This is a genomic window from Kribbella speibonae (genome assembly GCF_004331375.1).
GTDB lineage: Bacteria > Actinomycetota > Actinomycetes > Propionibacteriales > Kribbellaceae > Kribbella > Kribbella sindirgiensis.
Genome location: NZ_SJKC01000001.1, coordinates 1,152,158 through 1,171,805 on the forward strand (window position 1 = coordinate 1,152,158; position 19,648 = coordinate 1,171,805).

At 69.2% G+C, this 19,648-nt stretch carries 25 protein-coding genes; 13 read left to right on the forward strand and 12 right to left on the reverse strand.

Annotated elements, in window-relative coordinates:
* Window positions 1–4: 4 nt before the first annotated feature.
* Both proC and E0H92_RS05815 read left to right on the forward strand, forming a co-directional pair.
* Complete coding sequence (proC, locus tag E0H92_RS05810; RefSeq protein ID WP_131286848.1) at window positions 5–808, forward strand: pyrroline-5-carboxylate reductase; 804 nt, start codon at window positions 5–7, stop codon at window positions 806–808.
* 70 nt (window positions 809–878) lie between these two features.
* A complete protein-coding gene (locus E0H92_RS05815) occupies window positions 879–1,445 on the forward strand; it encodes a hypothetical protein (protein ID WP_238153046.1) in 567 nt (188 codons plus the stop codon).
* Here E0H92_RS05815 and E0H92_RS05820 read toward each other — a convergent pair.
* Window positions 1,438–1,866 carry a PPOX class F420-dependent oxidoreductase gene (locus E0H92_RS05820; RefSeq protein ID WP_131465237.1) on the reverse strand — a complete coding sequence of 143 codons (429 nt, stop codon included), beginning with the start codon at window positions 1,864–1,866 and terminating at the stop codon, window positions 1,438–1,440. The genes E0H92_RS05815 and E0H92_RS05820 overlap by 8 nt on opposite strands.
* A gap of 50 nt (window positions 1,867–1,916) precedes the next feature.
* Between E0H92_RS05820 and E0H92_RS05825 the strand changes: the two genes are divergently transcribed.
* Window positions 1,917–2,273, forward strand: a complete 357-nt coding sequence (locus E0H92_RS05825) for a winged helix-turn-helix transcriptional regulator (protein WP_131495604.1) — start codon at window positions 1,917–1,919, stop codon at window positions 2,271–2,273.
* Between the two features lie 4 nt (window positions 2,274–2,277).
* Window positions 2,278–3,180: a TIGR03560 family F420-dependent LLM class oxidoreductase gene (locus E0H92_RS05830; protein WP_131465241.1), complete on the forward strand. Its 903-nt coding sequence runs from the start codon at window positions 2,278–2,280 to the stop codon at window positions 3,178–3,180.
* Here E0H92_RS05830 and E0H92_RS05835 read toward each other — a convergent pair.
* The 4 genes from E0H92_RS05835 to E0H92_RS05850 all read right to left on the reverse strand — a co-directional run bounded on the left by E0H92_RS05835 (window position 3,166) and on the right by E0H92_RS05850 (window position 6,589).
* Window positions 3,166–3,912: an endonuclease/exonuclease/phosphatase family protein gene (locus tag E0H92_RS05835; RefSeq protein WP_131465243.1), complete on the reverse strand. Its 747-nt coding sequence runs from the start codon at window positions 3,910–3,912 to the stop codon at window positions 3,166–3,168. The genes E0H92_RS05830 and E0H92_RS05835 overlap by 15 nt on opposite strands.
* Window positions 3,909–4,877 carry a tryptophan--tRNA ligase gene (trpS, locus tag E0H92_RS05840; protein WP_131465245.1) on the reverse strand — a complete coding sequence of 323 codons (969 nt, stop codon included), beginning with the start codon at window positions 4,875–4,877 and terminating at the stop codon, window positions 3,909–3,911. The genes E0H92_RS05835 and trpS overlap by 4 nt, the downstream gene beginning before the upstream one ends.
* A 145-nt stretch (window positions 4,878–5,022) precedes the next feature.
* Window positions 5,023–5,811, reverse strand: a complete 789-nt coding sequence (locus E0H92_RS05845; protein WP_238173407.1) for an SGNH/GDSL hydrolase family protein — start codon at window positions 5,809–5,811, stop codon at window positions 5,023–5,025.
* A 235-nt stretch (window positions 5,812–6,046) separates the two neighbouring features.
* Entirely contained in the window at window positions 6,047–6,589 is a 543-nt protein-coding gene (locus E0H92_RS05850) for a TetR/AcrR family transcriptional regulator (protein ID WP_202873524.1), read from the reverse strand.
* Between the two features lie 76 nt (window positions 6,590–6,665).
* Between E0H92_RS05850 and E0H92_RS05855 the strand changes: the two genes are divergently transcribed.
* The 3 genes from E0H92_RS05855 to E0H92_RS05865 all read left to right on the forward strand — a co-directional run bounded on the left by E0H92_RS05855 (window position 6,666) and on the right by E0H92_RS05865 (window position 8,504).
* Window positions 6,666–6,977: a hypothetical protein gene (locus E0H92_RS05855; protein ID WP_131465248.1), complete on the forward strand. Its 312-nt coding sequence runs from the start codon at window positions 6,666–6,668 to the stop codon at window positions 6,975–6,977.
* Between the two features lie 17 nt (window positions 6,978–6,994).
* A complete protein-coding gene (locus tag E0H92_RS05860) occupies window positions 6,995–8,170 on the forward strand; it encodes an acetoin utilization protein AcuC (protein ID WP_131465250.1) in 1,176 nt (391 codons plus the stop codon).
* Between the two features lie 118 nt (window positions 8,171–8,288).
* Entirely contained in the window at window positions 8,289–8,504 is a 216-nt protein-coding gene (locus E0H92_RS05865) for a helix-turn-helix domain-containing protein (RefSeq protein WP_012923942.1), read from the forward strand.
* Between the two features lie 49 nt (window positions 8,505–8,553).
* Here the strand turns inward: E0H92_RS05865 and E0H92_RS05870 are convergent, their stop codons facing one another.
* Entirely contained in the window at window positions 8,554–9,036 is a 483-nt protein-coding gene (locus E0H92_RS05870) for a MarR family winged helix-turn-helix transcriptional regulator (protein WP_131465252.1), read from the reverse strand.
* A 78-nt stretch (window positions 9,037–9,114) separates the two neighbouring features.
* On the opposite strand from E0H92_RS05870, the gene E0H92_RS05875 reads away from it, so the two are divergent.
* Window positions 9,115–10,350: an amidohydrolase family protein gene (locus tag E0H92_RS05875; protein WP_238173325.1), complete on the forward strand. Its 1,236-nt coding sequence runs from the start codon at window positions 9,115–9,117 to the stop codon at window positions 10,348–10,350.
* A gap of 877 nt (window positions 10,351–11,227) precedes the next feature.
* Here the strand turns inward: E0H92_RS05875 and E0H92_RS05880 are convergent.
* Window positions 11,228–12,088, reverse strand: coding sequence for an alpha/beta fold hydrolase (locus E0H92_RS05880; RefSeq protein ID WP_131495605.1), 861 nt, complete (start codon window positions 12,086–12,088; stop codon window positions 11,228–11,230).
* Window positions 12,089–12,142: 54 nt separating this feature from the next.
* Between E0H92_RS05880 and E0H92_RS05885 the strand changes: the two genes are divergently transcribed.
* A complete protein-coding gene (locus E0H92_RS05885) occupies window positions 12,143–13,963 on the forward strand; it encodes an AfsR/SARP family transcriptional regulator (protein WP_131495606.1) in 1,821 nt (606 codons plus the stop codon).
* Here the strand turns inward: E0H92_RS05885 and E0H92_RS05890 are convergent.
* The 4 genes from E0H92_RS05890 to E0H92_RS05905 all read right to left on the reverse strand — a co-directional run bounded on the left by E0H92_RS05890 (window position 13,960) and on the right by E0H92_RS05905 (window position 16,294).
* Window positions 13,960–14,577, reverse strand: a complete 618-nt coding sequence (locus E0H92_RS05890) for a hypothetical protein (RefSeq protein ID WP_131495607.1) — start codon at window positions 14,575–14,577, stop codon at window positions 13,960–13,962. The genes E0H92_RS05885 and E0H92_RS05890 overlap by 4 nt on opposite strands.
* Window positions 14,574–15,302, reverse strand: a complete 729-nt coding sequence (locus E0H92_RS05895; RefSeq protein WP_131495608.1) for an ABC transporter permease — start codon at window positions 15,300–15,302, stop codon at window positions 14,574–14,576. Before E0H92_RS05895 ends, E0H92_RS05890 begins: the two co-directional genes overlap by 4 nt.
* Window positions 15,299–16,012 carry an ABC transporter ATP-binding protein gene (locus tag E0H92_RS05900; RefSeq protein ID WP_131465262.1) on the reverse strand — a complete coding sequence of 238 codons (714 nt, stop codon included), beginning with the start codon at window positions 16,010–16,012 and terminating at the stop codon, window positions 15,299–15,301. The genes E0H92_RS05895 and E0H92_RS05900 overlap by 4 nt, the downstream gene beginning before the upstream one ends.
* 66 nt (window positions 16,013–16,078) lie before the next feature.
* On the reverse strand, window positions 16,079–16,294 hold the full coding sequence (locus E0H92_RS05905; RefSeq protein WP_131495609.1) for a hypothetical protein: 216 nt from the start codon (window positions 16,292–16,294) through the stop codon (window positions 16,079–16,081).
* Window positions 16,295–16,397: 103 nt separating this feature from the next.
* Here E0H92_RS05905 and E0H92_RS44035 point away from each other — a divergent pair, with 103 nt between their 5' ends.
* Window positions 16,398–16,571: a hypothetical protein gene (locus E0H92_RS44035; protein WP_165549702.1), complete on the forward strand. Its 174-nt coding sequence runs from the start codon at window positions 16,398–16,400 to the stop codon at window positions 16,569–16,571.
* A gap of 9 nt (window positions 16,572–16,580) precedes the next feature.
* On the opposite strand, the gene E0H92_RS05910 is transcribed toward E0H92_RS44035, so the two are convergent.
* Complete coding sequence (locus tag E0H92_RS05910) at window positions 16,581–17,240, reverse strand: class I SAM-dependent methyltransferase (RefSeq protein ID WP_131495610.1); 660 nt, start codon at window positions 17,238–17,240, stop codon at window positions 16,581–16,583.
* Window positions 17,241–17,350: 110 nt separating this feature from the next.
* Between E0H92_RS05910 and E0H92_RS05915 the strand changes: the two genes are divergently transcribed.
* From E0H92_RS05915 to E0H92_RS05925, 3 genes are read left to right on the forward strand one after another with little or no spacing between them, the layout of a single operon-like run.
* The gene (locus E0H92_RS05915) at window positions 17,351–17,452 is read left to right on the forward strand and encodes a 30S ribosomal protein bS22 (protein ID WP_008356322.1); all 102 of its coding nucleotides are present in this window, start codon (window positions 17,351–17,353) and stop codon (window positions 17,450–17,452) included.
* A 60-nt stretch (window positions 17,453–17,512) separates the two neighbouring features.
* Complete coding sequence (locus tag E0H92_RS05920) at window positions 17,513–18,505, forward strand: NAD-dependent epimerase/dehydratase family protein (RefSeq protein WP_131465355.1); 993 nt, start codon at window positions 17,513–17,515, stop codon at window positions 18,503–18,505.
* Window positions 18,498–19,628 (forward strand): lysophospholipid acyltransferase family protein, encoded by a 1,131-nt coding sequence (locus E0H92_RS05925; protein ID WP_131465268.1) that lies wholly within the window; start codon window positions 18,498–18,500, stop codon window positions 19,626–19,628. Before E0H92_RS05920 ends, E0H92_RS05925 begins: the two co-directional genes overlap by 8 nt.
* Window positions 19,629–19,648: the final 20 nt, after the last annotated feature.

Here is a 19,648-nt window from a genome sequence, read left to right on the forward strand (position 1 = left end):
GGGCATGAGTACAAAGGTGGCCGTTCTCGGGGCCGGAGTGATGGGGGAGACGTTGCTGTCCGGGCTGATTCGGGCCGGACGGCGACCGGAGGACCTCCTGATCACCGAGCGCCGGGAGGAACGCGCAACCGAGCTGCGTGAGCGGTACGGCGTCGACGTCGTGTCCAATGTGGAGGCGGCGAAGCAGGCGGACACGCTCGTCCTGGTGGTGAAGCCGCAGGACATGCCGGATCTGCTCGCCGAGATCGCGCCGGCCGTGCAGGCGTCCCAGACCGTGGTGTCGCTCGCGGCCGGTATCACCACCAGCTTCGTCGAGTCGCGGCTGCCTGAAGGCGTCGCCGTCGTACGGGTCATGCCGAACACCCCCGCCCTGGTCGACGAGGGGATGGCGGCGATCTCCCGCGGCGCGCACTGCGACGAGAGCCACCTGGAGCTGGCCGAGAGCCTGCTCGCCGCGACCGGGCGGGTGATCCGGGTGCCGGAGAAGCAGCAGGACGCGGTGACCGCGATCTCCGGCTCCGGTCCGGCGTATCTGTTCTTCGTGGTCGAGGCGATGATCGAGGCCGGCGTCCACATGGGTCTGCCCCGCGGTACGGCGACTGAGCTCGTCGTCCAGACCGTGGTCGGGTCCGCGAAGCTTCTGCGCGAGACCGGCGAACACCCGACCGTACTGCGGGAGCGCGTGACGTCCCCGGGCGGTACGACGGCTGCCGCCGTCCGGGAACTCGAGGACCACAAGGTCCGCGCCGCGTTCCTGTCCGCGATCGAGGCCGCCCGCAACCGCTCCCGCGACCTGGCCGCCGAATAACACCTCTCGCGCGGGTGGCGTTAAGGTGGGCGCCGAGGTTGCCCACCATGTTCGAGGGATGAGTCCGCCCATGACAAATGGTTCGGTCGAGCCGGTCGCCGCGCCTGCGCAGCAGCAGGAGGTGCCACAGCTCCCGTGGCGCGTGCCGCTGGACCCGGCGCCGTGGTGGGCCTGGGCGCTGTTCGTGCTGCCGTTCGCCGTCGTCCCGGCGTTGAACTCGTGGCTGTGGATGGGCGCCCGAGACATGCTCGCGGTCGGTCTGCTGACGATCATCGGCGCGTCGGTCGTCCGCGTCGCCGGCGGCGTCGTGCTGTATCGCGTCGAGCTGTTCCCGAGCGGCCTGAAGGCCCGCACCAGCATGCTGATCCGCAGCCTCGCCTGGCAGGACGTCGGCAAGATCGAGATCGGCGACGACAACGTCGTACTGACCCGCGGCCCGGACGAGCACGAGATCAACGGCATCCCCAAGGACCGCACCGCCGAGGTCGCCGCGGTCATGGAGGTGCTGCGCGAGCGCTCGCTCGAGGTCAAGGTCCAGCGCCACCGGCCGCGCCCCGGCATCGGCAGCCTGCTCGTCCTGCTCTACGTCGTCCTCTCGATCGGCGCCTTCCTCCTCCGCTGGCACATCGTCATCTGACGGCCCACGGCCCCTCACCGGTCACCCGATCGGCGACCACCCGTACGACGGTGGCGTTGGCGGACACCTCTTCGCTCCAGAAGGGGAACTCGTCGCGGCCGAGGTACTTCTTGCTCAGCCGGTCCATCAACTCCTTGTACCGCTGAGGATCCCGTTCGAGTTTCGCCGTACCTCTCACGACCAGGTACTGCGTGAGTCCGCGGGGACTGACCCGGTCGTCCTGCAGCACCAGCGTCACCCGTGGATCGCGGCGCAGGTTCCGGGTCTTGCGGTGCTTCTCCTCGACACCGATCAGCAGGTCGTCACCGTCCCGCCCGACCCACACCATCGCGGCGTGCGGCGACCCGTCCGGGTCGATGGTGATCAGCGTGACGTCCTTGGGCTCGTCGAAGAGCCGATGAGTGCTCTGGGGAAGGTTCATGGAGCAGACGCTAGACAGCGCCGTGGGAACCGCTGGGTACCCTGACCGCTGTGCACGGAGCAGAACCTGGCGATGTCTTCCTGGCCGATTGCCCGGCCCGTCTCGCGGTCGAGGTGATCGCGGACAAGTGGGCCGTGGTCGTGCTGTGGGGTCTCAACGACCATGCCCGCAGGCACTCGGAGCTGATCGAGCTGATCGGCGGGATCTCGAAGAAGGTCCTCACACAGACACTGCGTCGGCTGCAGGCGAACGGCCTGGTCACGCGGACCGACCACGGCGGCGTCCCACCCCGCGTCGAGTACGACCTGACCGACCTCGGCCGCACCCTGATGGGCCCTGTCCGCATGCTCACGGAGTGGGCAGAGCAGAACGGAGACGCGGTCCTCGCGGCCCAAGAGGGAGTATGAGGCCATGGACTTTTCTTTGTGGCCGGCGGCGGCCCGGACCTGGCAGGGCGTGCTCGAAGGTGCTGAGTACGCCGAGAGGACCGGATGGCACGGCGTCTGGATAGCTGACCATTTCATGCAGAACGGGGACGACCTGAGCGTCCCGGTCAACGAGGTACTGGCGCTGATCGCAGGGGTCGTCGCCCGCACCGAGCGGGTACGGGTCGGCTCGATGGTGCTCGGGAACACGTACCGGCATCCGGCCGTGGTCGCGAACGCGGCCGCGACGATCGACCAGATGGCGAACGGCCGGTTCGTGCTGGGAATCGGCGCCGGCTGGCAGGTCAACGAGCACGAGGCGTACGGCATCGAGCTGCCGCCGATCGGTCCGCGCCTCAAGCGTTTCGAGGAAGCGTGTCAGGTGATCAAGGGCCTGCTCACCCAGGAGCGGACGACGTTCGACGGCAAGTACTACCAGCTCACCGACGCGCCCTGTGAACCGAAGCCGGCCAACCTCCCGATCCTGATCGGGGCGTCCGGTGAAAAGGTTGCCCTCGGCATCGTTGCGAAGTACGCCGACGAGTGGAACCACTGGGGACGGCCGGAGCTGGCCGCGCAGAAGGGCGAAGTGTTCGCCCAGCACTGCGAGCGGGTGGGGCGCGATCCGAAGACGGTACGGCGTTCCGCGCAGACGTTCCTGGAGGTCGTCGTACCGGGCGACACCGAGGCGATCGAGCGCAAGGAGCGCCTGGAGAGCCGGGGTGCGCACGTGATCATGGGGTCGGCGCAGGAGGTGCTCGACGTGGTCGCGCAGTACCCGGCGGCCGGGATCGACGAACTGCTGGTGCCGGACGCGTTCCTCGGTGACGGCGACCGGCGCTTCGACGCGTTGGAGCGGCTCCGCGAAGAGGTACTAGCCAAGATCTAGCGTCGCGACCACCGGCCAGTGGTCGCTGGGCACCCGCCCGTCCGGACGGTAGTGCGAGACGGCCGCGTCGGTCACGGTCCACGTCGAGGTGACGAGGATGTGGTCGATGCGGTCGTCGTCGACGGCGCCGGTGAAGTCGTGCCAGCTGCCGCCGGCCTCGATCGGTACGGCGATCCGCAGACCGGAATCCACCAGGGTCTTCACCGGGGGAGAGTCCGGCGTCGCGTTCAGGTCGCCCATCACGATCCACGGGATCGAGCCCGAGACCCAGCGCGCGATCAGCCGCGACGACTGCAGTTGCGCGACCTCGCCCGCGTGGTCGTAGTGCGTGTTGACGACGCCGATCGTCGTACCGTTGCGGTGCCGCAGCCAGACCAGGGTCGCGACCCGGGTCAGGTCGGCGTCCCACCCGATCGATCCCGGCGTCCCCGGGTCGTCGGACAGCCACCGCGTCTCCTGCCGTTCGACCCGCCAGTCGCCGGGCCGGACCAGGACGGCCGCGTGCTCACCCGCGTTCATGCCGTCGTCCCGGCCGGCGCCGACGATCTCGTACTTCGGGAACCGCCAGCGCAGGTACTCGAGCTGGTCGGGCAGCACTTCCTGCAGCCCGACCACGTCCGCGTCCAACTGTTCGATCGCCGCCACCGCCGCCTTCCGCCGGACCGGCCAGGCGTTGTCGCCGTCGGGTGCGGAGGAGTTGCGGATGTTGAACGTGGCGGCGCGGATCTTCATGGAGTAGATCCTGCCAAACCCATCGCCCGGGTCGCCGCCTGGAGTCGGGGAGTGCTCGCCTCGAGCGCCCGGTCGCGCCCTTGTGCGAGCAGGTTCTCGATCGCGCCCGGGTCGGTCGTGAGGCGCGCGTACTCCTTCTGCAGCGGCTCGATGACGGCCAGCACCGCGTCCGCGACGTCCTGCTTCAGCGCGCCGTACGACGCGTAGGACTTCGCGAGCTCGACCGGGTCGCCGTCGGTGCACGCCGCGAGGATCTCCAGCAGGTTCGTGATCCCCGGCTTGGCCGCCTCGTCGTGCCGGACCTCGGTGCCCGAGTCCGTGACGGCGCGCATGATCTGCCGCCGGATCACGTCCGGCGGGTCCAGCAGCCGGATCGTCCCGATCGCGTCGTCGGCATCGGACTTGCTCATCTTCGCGGTCGGGTTCTGCAGGTCCTTCACCCGCGTCGCCAGCGCCGCCTTGTTCAGCTGCGGTACGACGAACGTCTCGCCGTACTCGCGGTTGAACCGGAGCGCGATGTCCCGGGCCAGCTCGACGTGCTGGTCCTGGTCACCGCCGACCGGGACCCGTTCCGCGCCGTACAGCAGGATGTCCGCGGCCATCAGGCACGGGTACGTGAACAGCGAGGCCCGCGTCATCGGGCGGCCGTTGCCCTTCTCCTTGTACTGGATCATCCGGGACAGCTCCCCGACGTACGACGTGCACTCCAGCAGGTACGCGAGCTGGGCGTGCGTGGGGACGTCGGACTGGACGAAGACCGTGCCCTCGGGGACACCGGCCGCGAGCATCAGCGTCGCGAACTCGCGGGTCAGCGTGGCGAGTCTTCGGGGATCGTGCCGGGTCGTCATCGCGTGCAGGTTCGCGACGAAGTAGAACCCGTCCGGGTCGGTGAACCGGCGCAGCGCGCCGAGATGGTTGCCCAGCGTCAGACGGCCGGACGGGGTGATGCCGGAAAGCGAGGTCATGATGATGCCCTTTCGGTGAGATGGGCCCCACCGAGGGCAAAGAAAAAGGCCGCCTCGGTGAGGCGGCCGTGGTGGCTGCGTGCGAACACGCCGGGTGGACCGCCCTAGGCGGCCCACCACAGCTGCAAGTTCGTGTTCACGTTCGTCAGGATACCAGCGACTGGACGATCAGCTCGTTCCGGGCGTCCTGGCCCAGCGGGACCGTCGGGTGGACGCCGTCGCGCAGGTAGTTGGTCAGCCGGTACGGCTTCACCCAGAGCCATTCGGCCCAGCGGATGATCCGCAGGTTCGCGTACTTCTCCTGCTGGTCGTACAGCTGCATGTTGAGCCACGAGCTGTTGCGCTGGTCGGCGAGCTGCACGGTCGAGGTCACGCTCTTGCGGACGACCTGGATGTTGACCCAGTAGAGCGTCCGGTTCGGGCCGACGATGCTGATCGCCCGGGCGACCTGGGCCGCGAACTTCGGCGGGTCGAAGATGTCGTTGGACCCGCTGGCCATCAGGATCCGCCGCGGCAGGCCGTACGTCGACGCCCACTGCTGCAACGCGTCGACGGCACCGGACGTGGGCCGGCTGGACCAGTTGTGCACGGCGAGCGGACTGCCGTCCCGGTTCTGCAGGCGGATCGCCAGCGCCTTGCCGTCCTGGACGGAGATGCTGTCGCCGAACATGAAGACGCCGTTGGCGGCCTTGGTGTGCTGGATCTGCGTCGGCGTCGAGATGGCGCGCTGCGCGCCGGCCCAGGAGCCGAGCACGCCGGAGCCGTAGGGGCCGGTGGACGACGACGTCGTCACGGCGAACTCCGTGGACTCTATGGACTTGGCCGACGCCGTGGACGCGGGCGCGGCGGATGCGGTTTCGGTCGAGGCGGCGACCGTGGCGGCAGCCGCGGCCGCGGCTCCTACCGTAAAGATCTGCCGCCGGTTCGGTTTCATTTGCCTCACCGGAGAACTCTGGCCGCCCGCGCCCGTCCTCGCAAGTCCCGATCTCACTGTCCGCAGTCGGCCGGCGGCACGATCGGGCCAAAAATTGCGGCTGATCTGTCAAACACTGCAATTTCTGTAACGCTTTGCAGTCCGCGACCGATGAATCGACTGTTGGACCACTGACGGGCCGGCGCGACCTGGGAGGGGTGTCGCGCCGCCCGTTGGGTTCTGGCTCCGGCCGCGGTCAGCCCGTCGTCAGCTTCTCGAGCAGCGGCCCGGCGACGGCCATCAGCTCCTCGGGGGACGCGTCCAGTCCGTCCAGCCGTACCAGGTGCCGCGAAATCACCAATCCGAGCGTGAGCGCGCCGATGACGCCGGACCGCACCAGCGCGTCGTCCCCGGACAACTGCGCCGCAACCTGTCGCTGCTGCGCTGTCATCGCGGCCCGGACCTCTTCCGCTGCCTCCGGATGCGTGAACATCGCGCGCAGTGCGGCGAGCGCCGCGGCCGGCTCGTCGGCGAGTTTCGCGGTCAGCGCGGCAGCGAGTTGCTCCGCGATCTGCTCCGGTGAGCCTTCGATCGCTCCGTCCGCGGGGATCGCGGCCGCCTGCGCGAACAGCTTCTCCTTGGACCCGAAGTACCGCATCACGAGCCCGGGATCGCTCCCGGCCCGGGTCGCGATCGCCCGGATCGTGGTCCGGTCGAAGCCTTGCTCCCCGAACAGTTGCCGGGCCGCGGTCAGGATCCGGTCCTCCGTCCGCCGCCGCTGTTCCACCCTGGTATTCACCGTCGTCAGTCTACGCATGTTGACTCGATGCTGTTATCGTTCAGTCAACATCTGTAGACCGAAATGAGGAGGACCGATGATCCAGGCGATCCTGCTGGCCTTTCTGGCCGGCCTGATGGGGACGAACGGCATCCCGCACTTCGTCACCGGCATCACGGGGCGCGAGTTCCCGAACCTGACCGGGAACTCGGCCACCAACAACGCCGTCGGCGGCCTGGTGGCGTTCGTGATCGCCGGCGTACTGCTCGCGGCGGCGCATGGTGCGGACCATCCGTGGGCGGCGCTGATCGCAGGCGGTGTGGGAGTCGTCGCGATGACCGTCTTCCACGCCCGGCGAGGCGCTTACCGACTGAGCGTCAGATTCGGGAAACCCCTTCCGGAGTCATGACAGTTATGGTCTTGGGCATGAGTGGTGAGGCGCTGCTGGTCTTCGACGACGGGTTGACGGCGTACGACTTCGGCCGTGGGCACCCGATGAGTCCGATCCGGGTGGAGCTGACGATCAAGCTCGCCCGGGAGTTCGGTGTCCTCGACCAGCTCAAGGTCGTACCCGCTCCGACCGCGGACGACGCGTTGCTCGAGACCGTGCACACCGCCGAGTATGTGGCCGCGGTCAAATACGCCGGCGAGAACCCCGACGATGCCGATCCCGCGCACGGACTCGGTACGTCGGACACGTACTGCTTCCCGAACATGCACGAGGTCTCCGCGCGCATCGCCGGCGCCTCGGTCGAGGCGGCCCGCGCCGTGTGGGAGGGCGACGTCCTGCACGCCGCGAACGTGGCCGGCGGCCTGCACCACGCGATGCCCAACCAGGCCAGCGGTTTCTGTGTCTACAACGACCCGGCGATCGCGATCCAGTGGCTGCTCGACCACGGCGCCGAGCGGGTCGCGTACGTCGACGTGGACGTTCACCACGGGGACGGCGTACAGACCGTCTTCTACAACGACCCGCGCGTGCTCACTGTCAGCCTGCACGAGTCGCCGACCACGCTCTTCCCAGGTACCGGCAGCGCGGGCGAGACGGGCGGACCGGACGCCGAGGGTACGTCGGTCAACGTCCCGCTCCCGCCCGGGACCGGGGACGCGGGCTGGCTGCGGGCGTTCCACGCCGTCGTACCGGATGTCGTGAAGGCGTTCCGTCCTCAGGTGCTCGTCACGCAGCACGGGTGCGATTCGCACGTCGAGGATCCGCTGGCGCACCTGACGAAGACGATCGACGGGCAGCGGGCGGCGTACGCGGCCTTGCACGACCTCGCGCACGAGCTGACCGACGGGAAATGGGTCGCCACGGGCGGCGGCGGGTACGCGATCATCGACGTCGTACCGCGGGCCTGGACGCACCTGCTGGCGATCGTGGCCGGCCACCCGATCGACCCCTCGACGCCGGTGCCGGACGCCTGGCGCGAGGAGGTCCAGCTGCGGTTCGGCCGGGTCGCGCCGGTGCGCATGACGGACGGCCGCGACGCGTCGTACGTCGACTGGTCGAACGGCTACAACCCCGACACCTGGCTCGACCGCGCCATCAAGGCCACCCGCGACACCAGCTTCCCTTTGTTAGGTCTTGATCCAAGCTATTGAGTCACAGGAGTCCCCCTCTTTCCCATTCGTACCAACAGCCACTACGCTCGTGACATGCACGGACGGAGGTGCCGGAGGGGAAGCCGGCGCACGATCCGTGCTGGAAGTGCGGTGCGCAATGGCATCAAAGAAGTCCGGTGGTGAGCAGCCGCTCGCCGAGGTGAAGTTCCTGACCGTGGCGGAAGTCGCCACGGCCATGCGCGTGTCCAAGATGACGGTGTACCGGTTGGTGCACTCCGGTGAGCTGCCCGCGGTGCGGGTGGGTCGTTCGTTCCGGGTGTCTGAGGACGCCGTGCACGACTACCTCAAGGGCGCCTTCTTCCAGGCCGGATAACCACGAGAAGCCGGAGGGGCCGGATCCTGTTTCAGGACCGGCCCCTTCGTCATGTTCTATTCAGCGCCCGTAGCGCCTTCGCTGCTTCTGCGACGGTCTCCTGCGGCAGCCCGCCCCACAGCTCGTGGTGGGCGGCCGAACTCGCCTTCACGGCCTGCTCCGCCAGGCTGATCCCCTCGGGGGTCAGACGGATCTGCGTCCCGCGCCCGTCGGCCGGATCGGACTCGCGGACGGCCAGCCCGCGGCGGACCAGCTGATTCGTCACGTTGCTGGTCCCGCCCGAGGACAGCAGCAGGCTCCGGACCAGGTCCGACGGCTTCTGGCGGTACGGCGCACCTGACCGGCGGAGCGAGACGAGCACGTCGAACTCGGCCATCGTCAGCTCCAGGTCGCGCAGCACCCGCCGCGTCGCCGCGTTCAGCTCGCCGGCCAGCAGTATGAGCCGCTTCGTCAGCTCGCTGGTCGGATACAGCACCTCGGGCAGCTCGTGTTCCCAGGACGAGATCAGCCGGTCCACAGGGTCGTCGGTCACGGTTGACAGCCTATCTGCCTTTGATGATAGCTTTCTTCAAAGCTTTCTACTGAGCATTCTGGTTTGAGGGAGATCGACGTGAGGTTGTTGCTCAAGGGCGGGACGGTGATCGACACCTTCCCGGAGGTCGTCGTACGGCGCGACACCGACGTACTGATCGAGGACGGGCGGATCGCGGCGGTCGGTGCCGGGTTGACCGCGGACGCCGAGGTGATCGACGCGCGGGAGCGGATCGTGCTGCCCGGGTTCGTCGACACGCATCGGCACCTGTGGCAGACCGCGTTGCGCGGGATCACCCTCGACGCGGGGCTCGGGGTGTACTTCGAGCGCGTGCTGAGTGGTTACGGGGCGAGGTTCCGCGCGGCGGATGTTGCGGCGGGCACCCTGGCCGGCGCGCTGGAGTGCCTGGACGCGGGGATCACCACGGTGCAGGACTACTCCCATGTGCAACGTTCCCCCGATCAGGCCGACGCGGCGCTGGACGCGTTGGAGAACAGCGGGATCCGGGCCGTCTTCGGGTTCGGTCCGTCGCCGCTGGGTGGTGCCGCGGTCGACGCCGGGGAGATGCGCCGGATCATGGCGCGCCGGTCCGAGCGGCTCGAGCTGGCGGTCGCGGCGATCGGTCCGGCGTACGCACCGTTCGAGACAGTCCGCGCGGACTGGGAGCTGGCCGACTCGCTCGGGGTGCCGGTGGTCGTGCACGTCAGCAGCACGTCGCAGACCCCCGACCCGATCACCCGGCTGCGGGATGCCGGGCTGGCGCGGCCGACCACGTTGTACGTGCACGGCAACAACCTGACCGACTCCGAGCTGAAGGTGATCGCCGAGACCGGCGCGGCCGTGTCGGTCACGCCGACGGTCGAGGCCCGGATGCAGATGGGCCCTCAGCTGTCCGGCCGGCTTCGCGAGGCGGGGATTCCGTTCAGCCTCGGCATCGACGTCGTGACCACGGCCGGCGGCGACATGTTCCGCGCCATGCACGAGGTCCTGTCGCTCGGCTACGAGTCCTTCACGGCCGCCGAGGTCCTGCAGCTGGCGACCCACGGCGGAGCTAGAGCGCTAGGCCTCCCCGACGTGGGCTCCCTTGCCGTCGGCAACAAGGCCGACGTCATCCTCCTCCGCACCACAGACATCAACCTGTCAGGCGGCCTCCACGACCCGATCGCAACAGTCGTCACCGCAGCCCACCCAGGCAACGTCGACACAGTCCTGGTCGGAGGCCTGCCGGCCAAACAAGACGGCCGACTGACAAGCCCGCACCTACCCGCAGCCCTCACCGCCCTCGCCGAATCAACCACCTACCTCACCACCTAGCCGCCAAGCAGTTGGCGCATCACGTCATGGATGGTGACCACAGTCCCGACTCCGCCAACCGACCCGCACGACGCACCGCGGACGCCCCGGACCCCGGGCCGGGGAGGATTCCTTCCCGAACCAGGCAGCAAATCCTCCCCAACCTCGCCGCAGCCCACCCCACGCGCAGCTCCCGCCTACGTCACGCGCGGCTCCCGCCTACGTCACGCGCAGCTCTCGTGTATGTCACCCGCGGTTCCTGCCTACTTCACGTGCGGCTCCCGCCTACGTCAGGCGCGGCGCATCGACCGAGCCGCCCGGCGCGCCACGGGCGTCCGGGTTGGGGAGGATTTCTTCCCGAACCGGGCGGTAAAACCTCCCCAACCTCATCGCGCTCCACGCCCCGCGCGGCTCCCGCGTACGTCACGCGCAGCTCCCGTGTATGTCACGCGCGGCTCCCGCCTGCGTCATGCGCGGCGCGTCGTCCGATCCGCCTGTCGCGCCACGGGTGTTCCGGTGCCGGGGTTGGGGAGGATTTCTTCCCGAATCGGGCGGTAAATCCTCCCCAACCTCGTCGTGGTTCCCGCCACGCGCGGCTCCCGTGTATGTCACGCGCGGCTCCCGCCTGCGGCCGGGCGGCGCGTCGACCGATCCGTCCGGCGCGCCACGGGCGTCCCGGTGCCGGGGTTGGGGAGGATTCCTTCCCGAACCGGGCGGTAAAAGCTCCCCGACCTCGTCGCGGTTCACGCAACGCTGTTCCTCGAGGCCGGGGCCGCCGCCGTTGGTGCTCGATGGCAACCGCGCCAAGGTTCGCGCCCGCGCCCGCCGAGCCCGCGTCACACGCGGCACCCGCCTACCCAACGGCGGGAGGCAAGTACCGGCGGATCGGGCTGATCTCTTAGCGGGTGAGGAGTTTGTGGATGGCTGTGGTGATTTCGGTGGGGTTTTGCTCGGCCATGAAGTGTCCGGAGGTGGTGGTTTGATGGTGGAGATCAGGGGCCCAGGTCTTCCAGCGGGCCGCGGCGTCGAAGCCGAGCGCGGCGCCCCAGTCCTGCTGGATCACCGTCACCGGCATCCGCAACTTGTTGCCCCGGGCAAGATCTTCCTCGTCGTGCGTGACGTCGACGGTCGCCGAGGCGCGGTAGTCCGCGACGATCGACGGCACCGCCAGGCGACAGGCCTCCAGGTACGCCGCACGGACGTCCGACGGGATCGCCGAGGGATCATTCGCCCACAGATCAAGGAAATACCCGAAGAACTCGTCCGAGCTGGCGGCGATCATCCGCTCCGGGAGCCCGGCCGTCTGCGCCATCAGGTACAGGTGGAAGCCGACGGCCGCGGTCGTTCCGTGCATCACATCCCACATGTCGAGCGTCGGCAGCACGTCCAGGCACATCAGATGTGTCACCACGTCGGGATGATCGAGACCAGCGCGGAACGCGACCAACGCACCCCGATCGTGCCCGACCAACGCGAATTGCGCATGCCCCAACGCAGCCGCCACCGCGACAACATCCGCCGCCATGCTCCGTTTCGCATACCCGTCGGCCGGCTTGTCGCTCGCGCCGTACCCGCGAAGATCCGGACAGATCACGGTGTGATCCACCGCCAGCTCAGCCGCAACCCACCGCCACATCACGTGCGTCTGCGGAAACCCGTGCAACAGCACCACCGGCGTCCCCGAGCCGCCAACAGCAACATTCAGCACCACACCATCCGCACCGGGCACCCGCCGGTACTCAAAGCCTTCAATCTCCATGGCTCCCAGCCTGGCCGATCCGGATGAGCATCGAATGAGCGCTACCGTGACCGAGTGGAGTTCGGCGTACTGGGACCGGTGGTGGCCTGGAAGGGTGAAACCGTTGACCGGGCACCGGTTGATCTTCGGGGCCCGCGGCATCGGGCGGTGCTGGCGCGGCTGATCGTGGCGCGGGGCCGGGTCGTGCCCGCGCAGGTGCTGGTGGATGACTTGTGGATCGATCCGCCGGCGGGCGCGTTGAGTGCGGTGCGGACGTTCGTGGCCGCACTACGACGAGCGATCGAACCAGACCGCGCCCCACGCGCCCCAGCCCAGTTGCTGGTGACCTCAGGTCCCGGCTACGCCTTGAAAACAACAAACATCGACGCCTACCACTTCGAGAGAGCAGTACGAACGCCGGGTCCTCCCGAGGGACGGTTGCGGGACCTCTTGGACGGGGTGGGGTTGTGGCGTGGGCCGGCGTTCGCCGAGTTTGTGGACGAACCGTGGGCGCTGGCTGAGCGTGCGCGGCTCACCGAGTTGCGGCTGCACGCGGTGGAGCAGATTGCGGAGACGCGCCTGGAGCTGGGCCTCGCGGCGGAGGCGGTGCCGGACCTCGACGCACATGTCACCGAGCACCCGTGGCGCGAGGACGCCTGGCGACTCCTGGCGCTCGCGCTGTACCAAAGCGAGCGCCAAGGCGACGCCCTCGCCGTACTACGCCGCGCCCGCGAAACCCTGGCAGGCCACCTAGGCATCGACCCCGGCCCCGCCCTCACCCACCTAGAAACCGACATCCTCACCCAGGCCCCACACCTCAACCCAGCCGAGAGCTTGGTCTTGGGCGGTGGTGGTGTGTGGGCGGAGACGGCTGTGGCGTATGACCGGGCTGTTGGTGGGACTCGGGCTCGGATTGAGTCGACTGTTGGGCTGCTGCGCAATCTCGCGGTGACTGGCGGCGGGGGACTGGAGGCGGCTCGGCGGCATCGGCTTGCGGCGATCGCGGCGGCCGAGGAGCTCGGCGATCACGACCTCACCGCCCGCGTGATCGGCGCGTACGACGTACCAGCGATCTGGACCCGCTCCGACGACGAGGCGCAGGCGGCGGCCGTCGTGGCCGCCGCCGAACGCGCACTGCCGACCCAGGACCACGCGAGCATCCGCGCACGACTGCTCGCCACGATCGCGCTCGAGTCCCGAGGCTCCCGTTCACCCCGAGCACGGGAGGCGGCGCTCGAGGCCGAGCAACTAGCGCGCGGCCTCGACGATCCCGCGCTGCTGGCGTTCACGCTGAACGCCGTCTTCATGCAGACCTGCCACCGCGCCGGCCTCGCACCAGAACGCGACAAGATCGGCGCCGAACTCGTCACCCTCTCGCAACGCCACAACCTCTTCACCTACGAGGTTCTCGGCCACCTGATCCGGCTGCAATCCGCCTGCGCACGAGCCGACCACACCGCCGCCGACGAACGCGCCGCAGCAGCCGACGCACTGGCCGCCCGGCACGAACTCCCGCTCGTCGCCGTCTTCACCCGCTGGTACGCCGCTCTCCGCGACGACACCCCCGAGTCGTACCGCGCCGCAGCCGCCCTACTCGACGACGCGGGCATGCCCGGCCTGAGCGCGGGTCTCCTCCCGCTGGCGTTGGCCGCGCACGCTGTACGCCATGGCGACCCGATCCCGGCCGCTGACTACGGACCGCACGCCCCGTGGGTGCACGGATCGCCGGATCCGCCGCCTGGCCTGCTCTTCGAGGCGCACTGGGCCTTGACCGCGCACAGCACACAGGACCCCGAGCTGCTGGCAAAGGCCCAAGCCGCACTGGCACCGGCTGCCGGCGAACACGCGGCCGGCAGCGGTCTGCTCACTCTGGGCCCGATCGCCAACTACCTCTAAGCATCTCGGGTGTGAAAGGCCGCGAGCGCCAACGCGGTGACACCAACCACCCAGACCGACAGCGCCACCCAGTTCGTGCCGTCGGGAAGGTACTCCGCGAACGATCGATCCCGCACCAACGGACCGATGATGAAGTAGTACGTGAGCAGACCGACCAACGCCGGTACGGTCCGCCGGAACAGGGCGCCCACCGCCTGCGCGATGAGCGCCGTGACGGTGAGGTAGCCGATCGCCCGGGCGTCCGCGCGCCCGCCGACGAGAGCGTTGACGGCAACTGTCGCTGCGGCGACGGGCCCCGTGACGACCATGAGCACGACGAGTTTGGCGACGTACGCCGTGATCCGCTGAGGTACGGCGACCAGCGTCGTCCTGATCTGTCCACCCTGGTACTCCGAGGTCATCGACAGCAAGCCGAGTACGACGAACCCCGCCGGCACCGGGCCGGACAGTACGTCGGTGTTGTCCTGTCCGGCGTTGACGAGCGCGACCGTGATCAGCGCTGTGACCGCCCAGATTCCGAGGACGGTGTACTGGATCGCCGGCAGCGTGACGAGCTTCAGAAGCTCGGCCCGGAACGCATCCGTCAGGATCCTGGTGTCGCTGCGCGGTCTCACGCGTCGCGCCTTCTGAACACCGTGAAGCCGATCCCCGCGACCACCACGACCCACAGCCCCATCACCAAACCGCCGGTCAGCGGTGCGATGTCGGCCGACCGGTCGAGGTCGCGGAGGAACAGGTGCATGCCGGCCAGGTCCGGGAGGTAGTTCGCCCAGCTCGTCAGCTTGGTCAGGAGGAAGCTGACGGAGACGACCGACATGTTCACGATGCAGAAGGTGAGCGGGACGATGCCGCTCCGCGTGACCAAGGTGAATCCGGACGCGAGGAGCGCCGTCATGATCCAGTACGCCGTGACTCCGGCGACGCGGGGCAGGTCCGACGTACCGATCGAGACCGTCGCGTCGCTGAGCGAGGTGGCGGTCAGCGTGATCGCCGAGCTGAGCAGAGCGAACAGCGCGACCGTGACGGTCACAGCGACCGCCTTCGCCAGCAGGAACCGGGCCCGCGAGGCGACGGCGGTCAGGCTGGTCGTGATCTGCCGCCCGCCGCCGGACTCGGCGCCTTCCACCAGGTACTCGCTGCTCACCGCGACCACTCCGATGACTATCGCCCCGATGACACCCGGCGCCAGATCCTGGAACCCCGCATCCGGGCCCCGGCTCACCTGACTGCGCGAATTCAGGACGGCCACCCCGGCGGGCAGGATCGTGGCGAGGCCGGCCGCGATCCAGGCCGCAGGCAGCGAGGCGAGTTTGAGCAGCTCGGCGTGGATCAGCTTCACCGCAGGCCTCCGCGGGGTGCGCCGGTGAGGGCGAAGTACGCGTCCTCGATGGTTCCGTGCTCGCCGACCACCTCGGACAACGTGCCCTGGGCAACTATCTGGCCTTGGTGGATGACGACCGCGTCGTCGACGGTCTCGGCGACCTCGCCGAGGAAGTGACTCGACAACAGCACCGTCCGCCCGGTCTCGGCCCGCTCGCGCAGGAACGTCCTGATCCAGCGGATGCCCTCCGGGTCCAGGCCGTTCACCGGCTCGTCGAGCACCAGGATCTCCGGGTCACCGAGCAGCGCGGCGGCCAGTCCGAGCCGGCGGCTCATGCCGAGTGAGTAGCTCCGCACGCGGCGGCGCGCGTCGTCGGTGAGCCCGACCACCCCGAGCACCTCCGCCACCCGCGCCGGTGGGATCCCGCCGGCCGCTGCGATCCAGCGCAGGTGGGCGCGCGCGGTCCGGGACCGGTGTGCGCCGGAGCCGTCGAGGAGCGCGCCGACCTTCGTCAGTGGATCCTTCAGCCGCGCGAACGGTACGCCGTCGATCAGCGCCGTACCCGAGGTGGCCGAATCCAGGCCGAGCAAGATGCGCAACGTCGAGGTCTTCCCGGCGCCGTTGGGCCCGAGGAACGCTGTCACCCGCCCCGGCCGGGCCTCGAAGCTGAGGCCGGACAGTATCTCCCGCGACCCGCGTCGCTTGGTGAGCTCATGAATCGAAAGCATGTCCCCAAGCCAACGCGACTCCGGCCGGGACCACATCGGCCCCAGGTCCGTCGGACCCAGGGCCTACTAGAGCTCGTCGGGCGAGCCGCTCTCGGACTTCCGATCAGCTTGTTGCCGCAGTTCGTAGTGCGACTGGTGCGCCGTCGTCCGGTACGCCTCGTCGTACGCCGCCAGAGCGCCCGCCACCCCCGATCCGCGCCCGCGACGCTTCGCCCACGAGGCAAACCACGTCAGCCCCGCGAGCACCACGGCGAGTCCGCCGAGAAACACCACGTAGGCCATTTCCTTACGCTACCTCGCGCTCCCAGCCGGCTCCCAGGAATCTGGCAGGACCGTTGCAGGCCGGGCGATCAGGATGGGATCACCAACCTGAAGGAGGCTTCCGATGCCGATCCGAATCGTCAAGACCGTTGCCGTAGGCACCATTGCGACCCTGGGGCTCGCGGCCGTCGCCTTCACCCCCGCCGCGTACGCGAGCTCCAGCACGAAGACCGCCGCCCCGCACCTGGCCGTCCTCACCAAGCCGGTCGTCCCGATCGCCGTCCGCAAGGCCGCGTGACGCGCGGGGCTAGGGCTTGCGGGCGCGGAAGGCGAGCGCGTGCGGGATGTCGTGTCCCGCGGGTTCGTCGAAGTGCTCGGTGACCAGGCCGCTGCTGATGATGGCGTTCAGGTAGCCGGCCAGCGTGACGTGGTTCATGCCGATCCGGCTGCGGATCCCATCCTCGGCCCACCACGGCAGATCGGTGTGCCAGCCCGACTGACGGTACGTCTGATAGACGGTCCGGCGACCGTCGTCCTCGTAGACGACGTGCGGTCCGTTGAAGCACGGATGGACGCCGTACGCGACGAACACCCCGCCGGGCCGGAGCACCCGGGCCGCCTCGCGCAGGACCGCGCCGAAGTCGTCCACATCGGTCGAGATCCACATCGAGATCGCGGTGCCGAACGACTCGTCCGCGAACGGCAGCGCCGCGGCGTCGCCGTGCAGCAGCGGGCCGTCGGTGCGGGACCGGGCGCGGCCGAGCTGGTCGATGGAGAAGTCCAGCCCGACGGGGGTACGCCCGCTGGCGCGGATGGTCGCGAAGTTCCGCCCGGTGCCGCAGCCGATGTCCAGACACGCCCCGGATCCGCGACCGAGCAGGTCCAGCAGACCTGGCTGGTGCGTCTCCGCGTCCTCCACGAACCGCTCGTCGTACCACTCCGCCAGACCGTCGTACCGAGCTCGCATCCAGCCTCCCCAGGTGAGCTCCCAGCCTACCCAAGGAGCCTGCTTTAGGTCGGGACAGTGACCTACGGGTAAGCTTTGCCGACGTTCTCTTTGAGTTTGGATGGTCAGACGTGGGTTCCGTAATCAAGAAGCGCCGTAAGCGTATGGCGAAGAAGAAGCACCGCAAGCTGCTGAAGAAGACGCGGGTGCAGCGCCGCAAGCTCGGCAAGTAGCCGGCAGATACTGTCTGCCGCGCCCGGTCCGGCTGGGGGTTGCTCGTGGCACAGGTAGTGATGGTGACCGGCGTCTCGAGGGACGCCGGTGCTCGCTGTGCCCGCAGACTGGCTGACGACCCGTCGATCGGCACCGTTCTCGGTGTCGACGTGGTTCCGCCGCGCGCGGAACTCGGGCGGGTCCGGTTCGTCCGGGCCGATATCCGCAACCCGGTGATCGCCAAGGTGATCGCCGCCGAGGACGTGGACACGGTCGTCCACACCGGCGTGGTCGCCACCCCCGGCAGCGCCGGCGGCCGGTCGTCGATGAAAGAGATCAACGTCATCGGCACCATGCAGCTGCTTGCCGCCTGCCAGAAGGCGCCCGGCGTGGCCAAGCTGGTGGTGAAGTCGTCCACCACGGTGTACGGCGCGGGCGCGCGCGATCCGGCGATGTTCACCGAGGAGATGGCGCCGCGGGCGATCCATCACCACGGGCTGAGCAAGGACGCCGTCGAGGTCGAGGGGTACGTGCGCGGGTTCGCCCGGCGCCGCCCCGACGTCTGCGTCAGCACGCTCCGGATGGCGAACTGGATCGGCCCCAAGACCGATTCCCCGATCACGCGCTACTTCGCGATGCCCGTCGTACCGACGGTGTTCGGGTTCGACGCCCGCCTGCAGTTCCTGCACGAGGACGACGGCGTCGAGGCGATCCATCACGCGACCGTCAACGACCTTCCCGGCACCTTCAACCTGGCCGGTGACGGTGTCCTGTCGCTGTCCCAGGCGATCCGCCGCCTCGGCCGGCCGACGCTGCGGGTGCCTTCGTTCACCGCGTCCAGCACCGCGGCCGCCGTACGGCGAGCCCGGCTGGCGGACTTCTCGCCGGACCAGATCTCCTTCTTGACCTACGGGCGGGGCGTGGACACGACGCGGATGCGGACCGAGTTCGGGTTCGAGCCGAAGTACTCGACCGCGGAGGCGTTCGACGACTTCCGGCGATCGCTCGGGACCGGCGCGATGACGCGCGTGTCCAGTCTGCTCACGGCGGGTCTGGGGGCGTTGCGTGGCTGACGCGGACGTGATCCCCATCGGCTCCGGTGGCCGGCCGGGGCGGGGGAGCGGACGGCGTACGACGCCTTCGGCTGCGGCCCGTGCCCTCGTGGGACAAAGCAAGAAGAACAAGAGCACCGGCGACGAACCCGCCGACACGTCAGCCGGAGGGCGGGGGCGGGTGGGTGAGCCGCGCGGCTCAGCGAGTGCGGGGGACGACGGGCTGGGTGTCGTGCCAGATGTTGAGGGGCCGGAGTTGCCGCCGTTCGACTTCGGAGGGCTCGAGCGGGCTGTGCGGCAGTTGTTCGGGGAGGACGGGGAGCGGCGGGTCGCGGAGTGGCTGGCGTTCCTGCGCCGGCGGCTGACCGGTGAGTACGAGCTCGACGAGTTCGGGTACGACTCCGACCTGACCGACCAGGTGCTGCTGCCGATGCTGCGGCCGATGGTGGAGAAGTGGTTCCGGGTCGAGGTCCGCGGGATCGAGAACATCCCGTCCGACGGCAGCGCCCTGATCGTCGCGAACCACTCCGGCACAATGCCGCTCGACGGGCTCGTCACGCAGGTGGTGGTCGCGGACCACACCGGCCGGCCGCTGCGCACGCTCGCCGCGGACCTGGTGTTCCAGACGCCGTTCGTCGGCGAACTGTCCCGCAAGGGCGGTGCCACGCTCGCGAACAACGACGACGCCGAGCGGCTGCTCCGGCAGGGGAACCTGGTCGGCGTCTGGCCGGAGGGTTTCAAGGGGCTCGGGAAGCCGTTCGCCGAGCGGTACAAGCTGCAGCGCTTCGGGCGCGGCGGGTTCGTCAGCGCCGCGATGCGGACCGGCGTACCGATCGTTCCGTGCTCGATCGTGGGCGCCGAGGAGATCTATCCGCTGGTCGGCAACATCGCGTCGCTGGCGCGGCTGCTGGGCGTCCCGTACATCCCGATCACGCCGTTCTTCCCGCTGCTGGGGCCGCTCGGCCTGATCCCGCTGCCGTCCAAGTGGCTGATCGAGTTCGGCGAACCGATCCGCACAGACGATTTCGCCGACGGCGCCGCCGACGACCCGATGCTGGTCTTCAACGTCACCGACCAGGTCCGCGAAACCATCCAGCAGACCCTCTACACCCTCCTCATGCAACGCCGCAGCGTCTTCTTCTGACGCGCCGCCGGACACGACAC

Bases quoted from the DNA above. Each gene is read 5' to 3' on its own strand.
- proC (WP_131286848.1), top strand. From the start codon at position 5: ATGAGTACAAAGGTGGCCGTTCTCGGGGCCGGAGTGATGGGGGAGACG.
- E0H92_RS05815 (WP_238153046.1), top strand. From the start codon at position 879: ATGACAAATGGTTCGGTCGAGCCGGTCGCCGCGCCTGCGCAGCAGCAG.
- E0H92_RS05820 (WP_131465237.1), bottom strand. From the start codon at position 1,866: ATGAACCTTCCCCAGAGCACTCATCGGCTCTTCGACGAGCCCAAGGAC.
- E0H92_RS05830 (WP_131465241.1), top strand. From the start codon at position 2,278: ATGGACTTTTCTTTGTGGCCGGCGGCGGCCCGGACCTGGCAGGGCGTG.
- E0H92_RS05835 (WP_131465243.1), bottom strand. From the start codon at position 3,912: ATGAAGATCCGCGCCGCCACGTTCAACATCCGCAACTCCTCCGCACCC.
- trpS (WP_131465245.1), bottom strand. From the start codon at position 4,877: ATGACCTCGCTTTCCGGCATCACCCCGTCCGGCCGTCTGACGCTGGGC.
- E0H92_RS05845 (WP_238173407.1), bottom strand. From the start codon at position 5,811: ATGAAACCGAACCGGCGGCAGATCTTTACGGTAGGAGCCGCGGCCGCG.
- E0H92_RS05855 (WP_131465248.1), top strand. From the start codon at position 6,666: ATGATCCAGGCGATCCTGCTGGCCTTTCTGGCCGGCCTGATGGGGACG.
- E0H92_RS05860 (WP_131465250.1), top strand. From the start codon at position 6,995: ATGAGTGGTGAGGCGCTGCTGGTCTTCGACGACGGGTTGACGGCGTAC.
- E0H92_RS05865 (WP_012923942.1), top strand. From the start codon at position 8,289: ATGGCATCAAAGAAGTCCGGTGGTGAGCAGCCGCTCGCCGAGGTGAAG.
- E0H92_RS05880 (WP_131495605.1), bottom strand. From the start codon at position 12,088: ATGGAGATTGAAGGCTTTGAGTACCGGCGGGTGCCCGGTGCGGATGGT.
- E0H92_RS05900 (WP_131465262.1), bottom strand. From the start codon at position 16,012: ATGCTTTCGATTCATGAGCTCACCAAGCGACGCGGGTCGCGGGAGATA.
- E0H92_RS05905 (WP_131495609.1), bottom strand. From the start codon at position 16,294: ATGGCCTACGTGGTGTTTCTCGGCGGACTCGCCGTGGTGCTCGCGGGG.
- E0H92_RS44035 (WP_165549702.1), top strand. From the start codon at position 16,398: ATGCCGATCCGAATCGTCAAGACCGTTGCCGTAGGCACCATTGCGACC.
- E0H92_RS05910 (WP_131495610.1), bottom strand. From the start codon at position 17,240: ATGCGAGCTCGGTACGACGGTCTGGCGGAGTGGTACGACGAGCGGTTC.
- E0H92_RS05920 (WP_131465355.1), top strand. From the start codon at position 17,513: ATGGTGACCGGCGTCTCGAGGGACGCCGGTGCTCGCTGTGCCCGCAGA.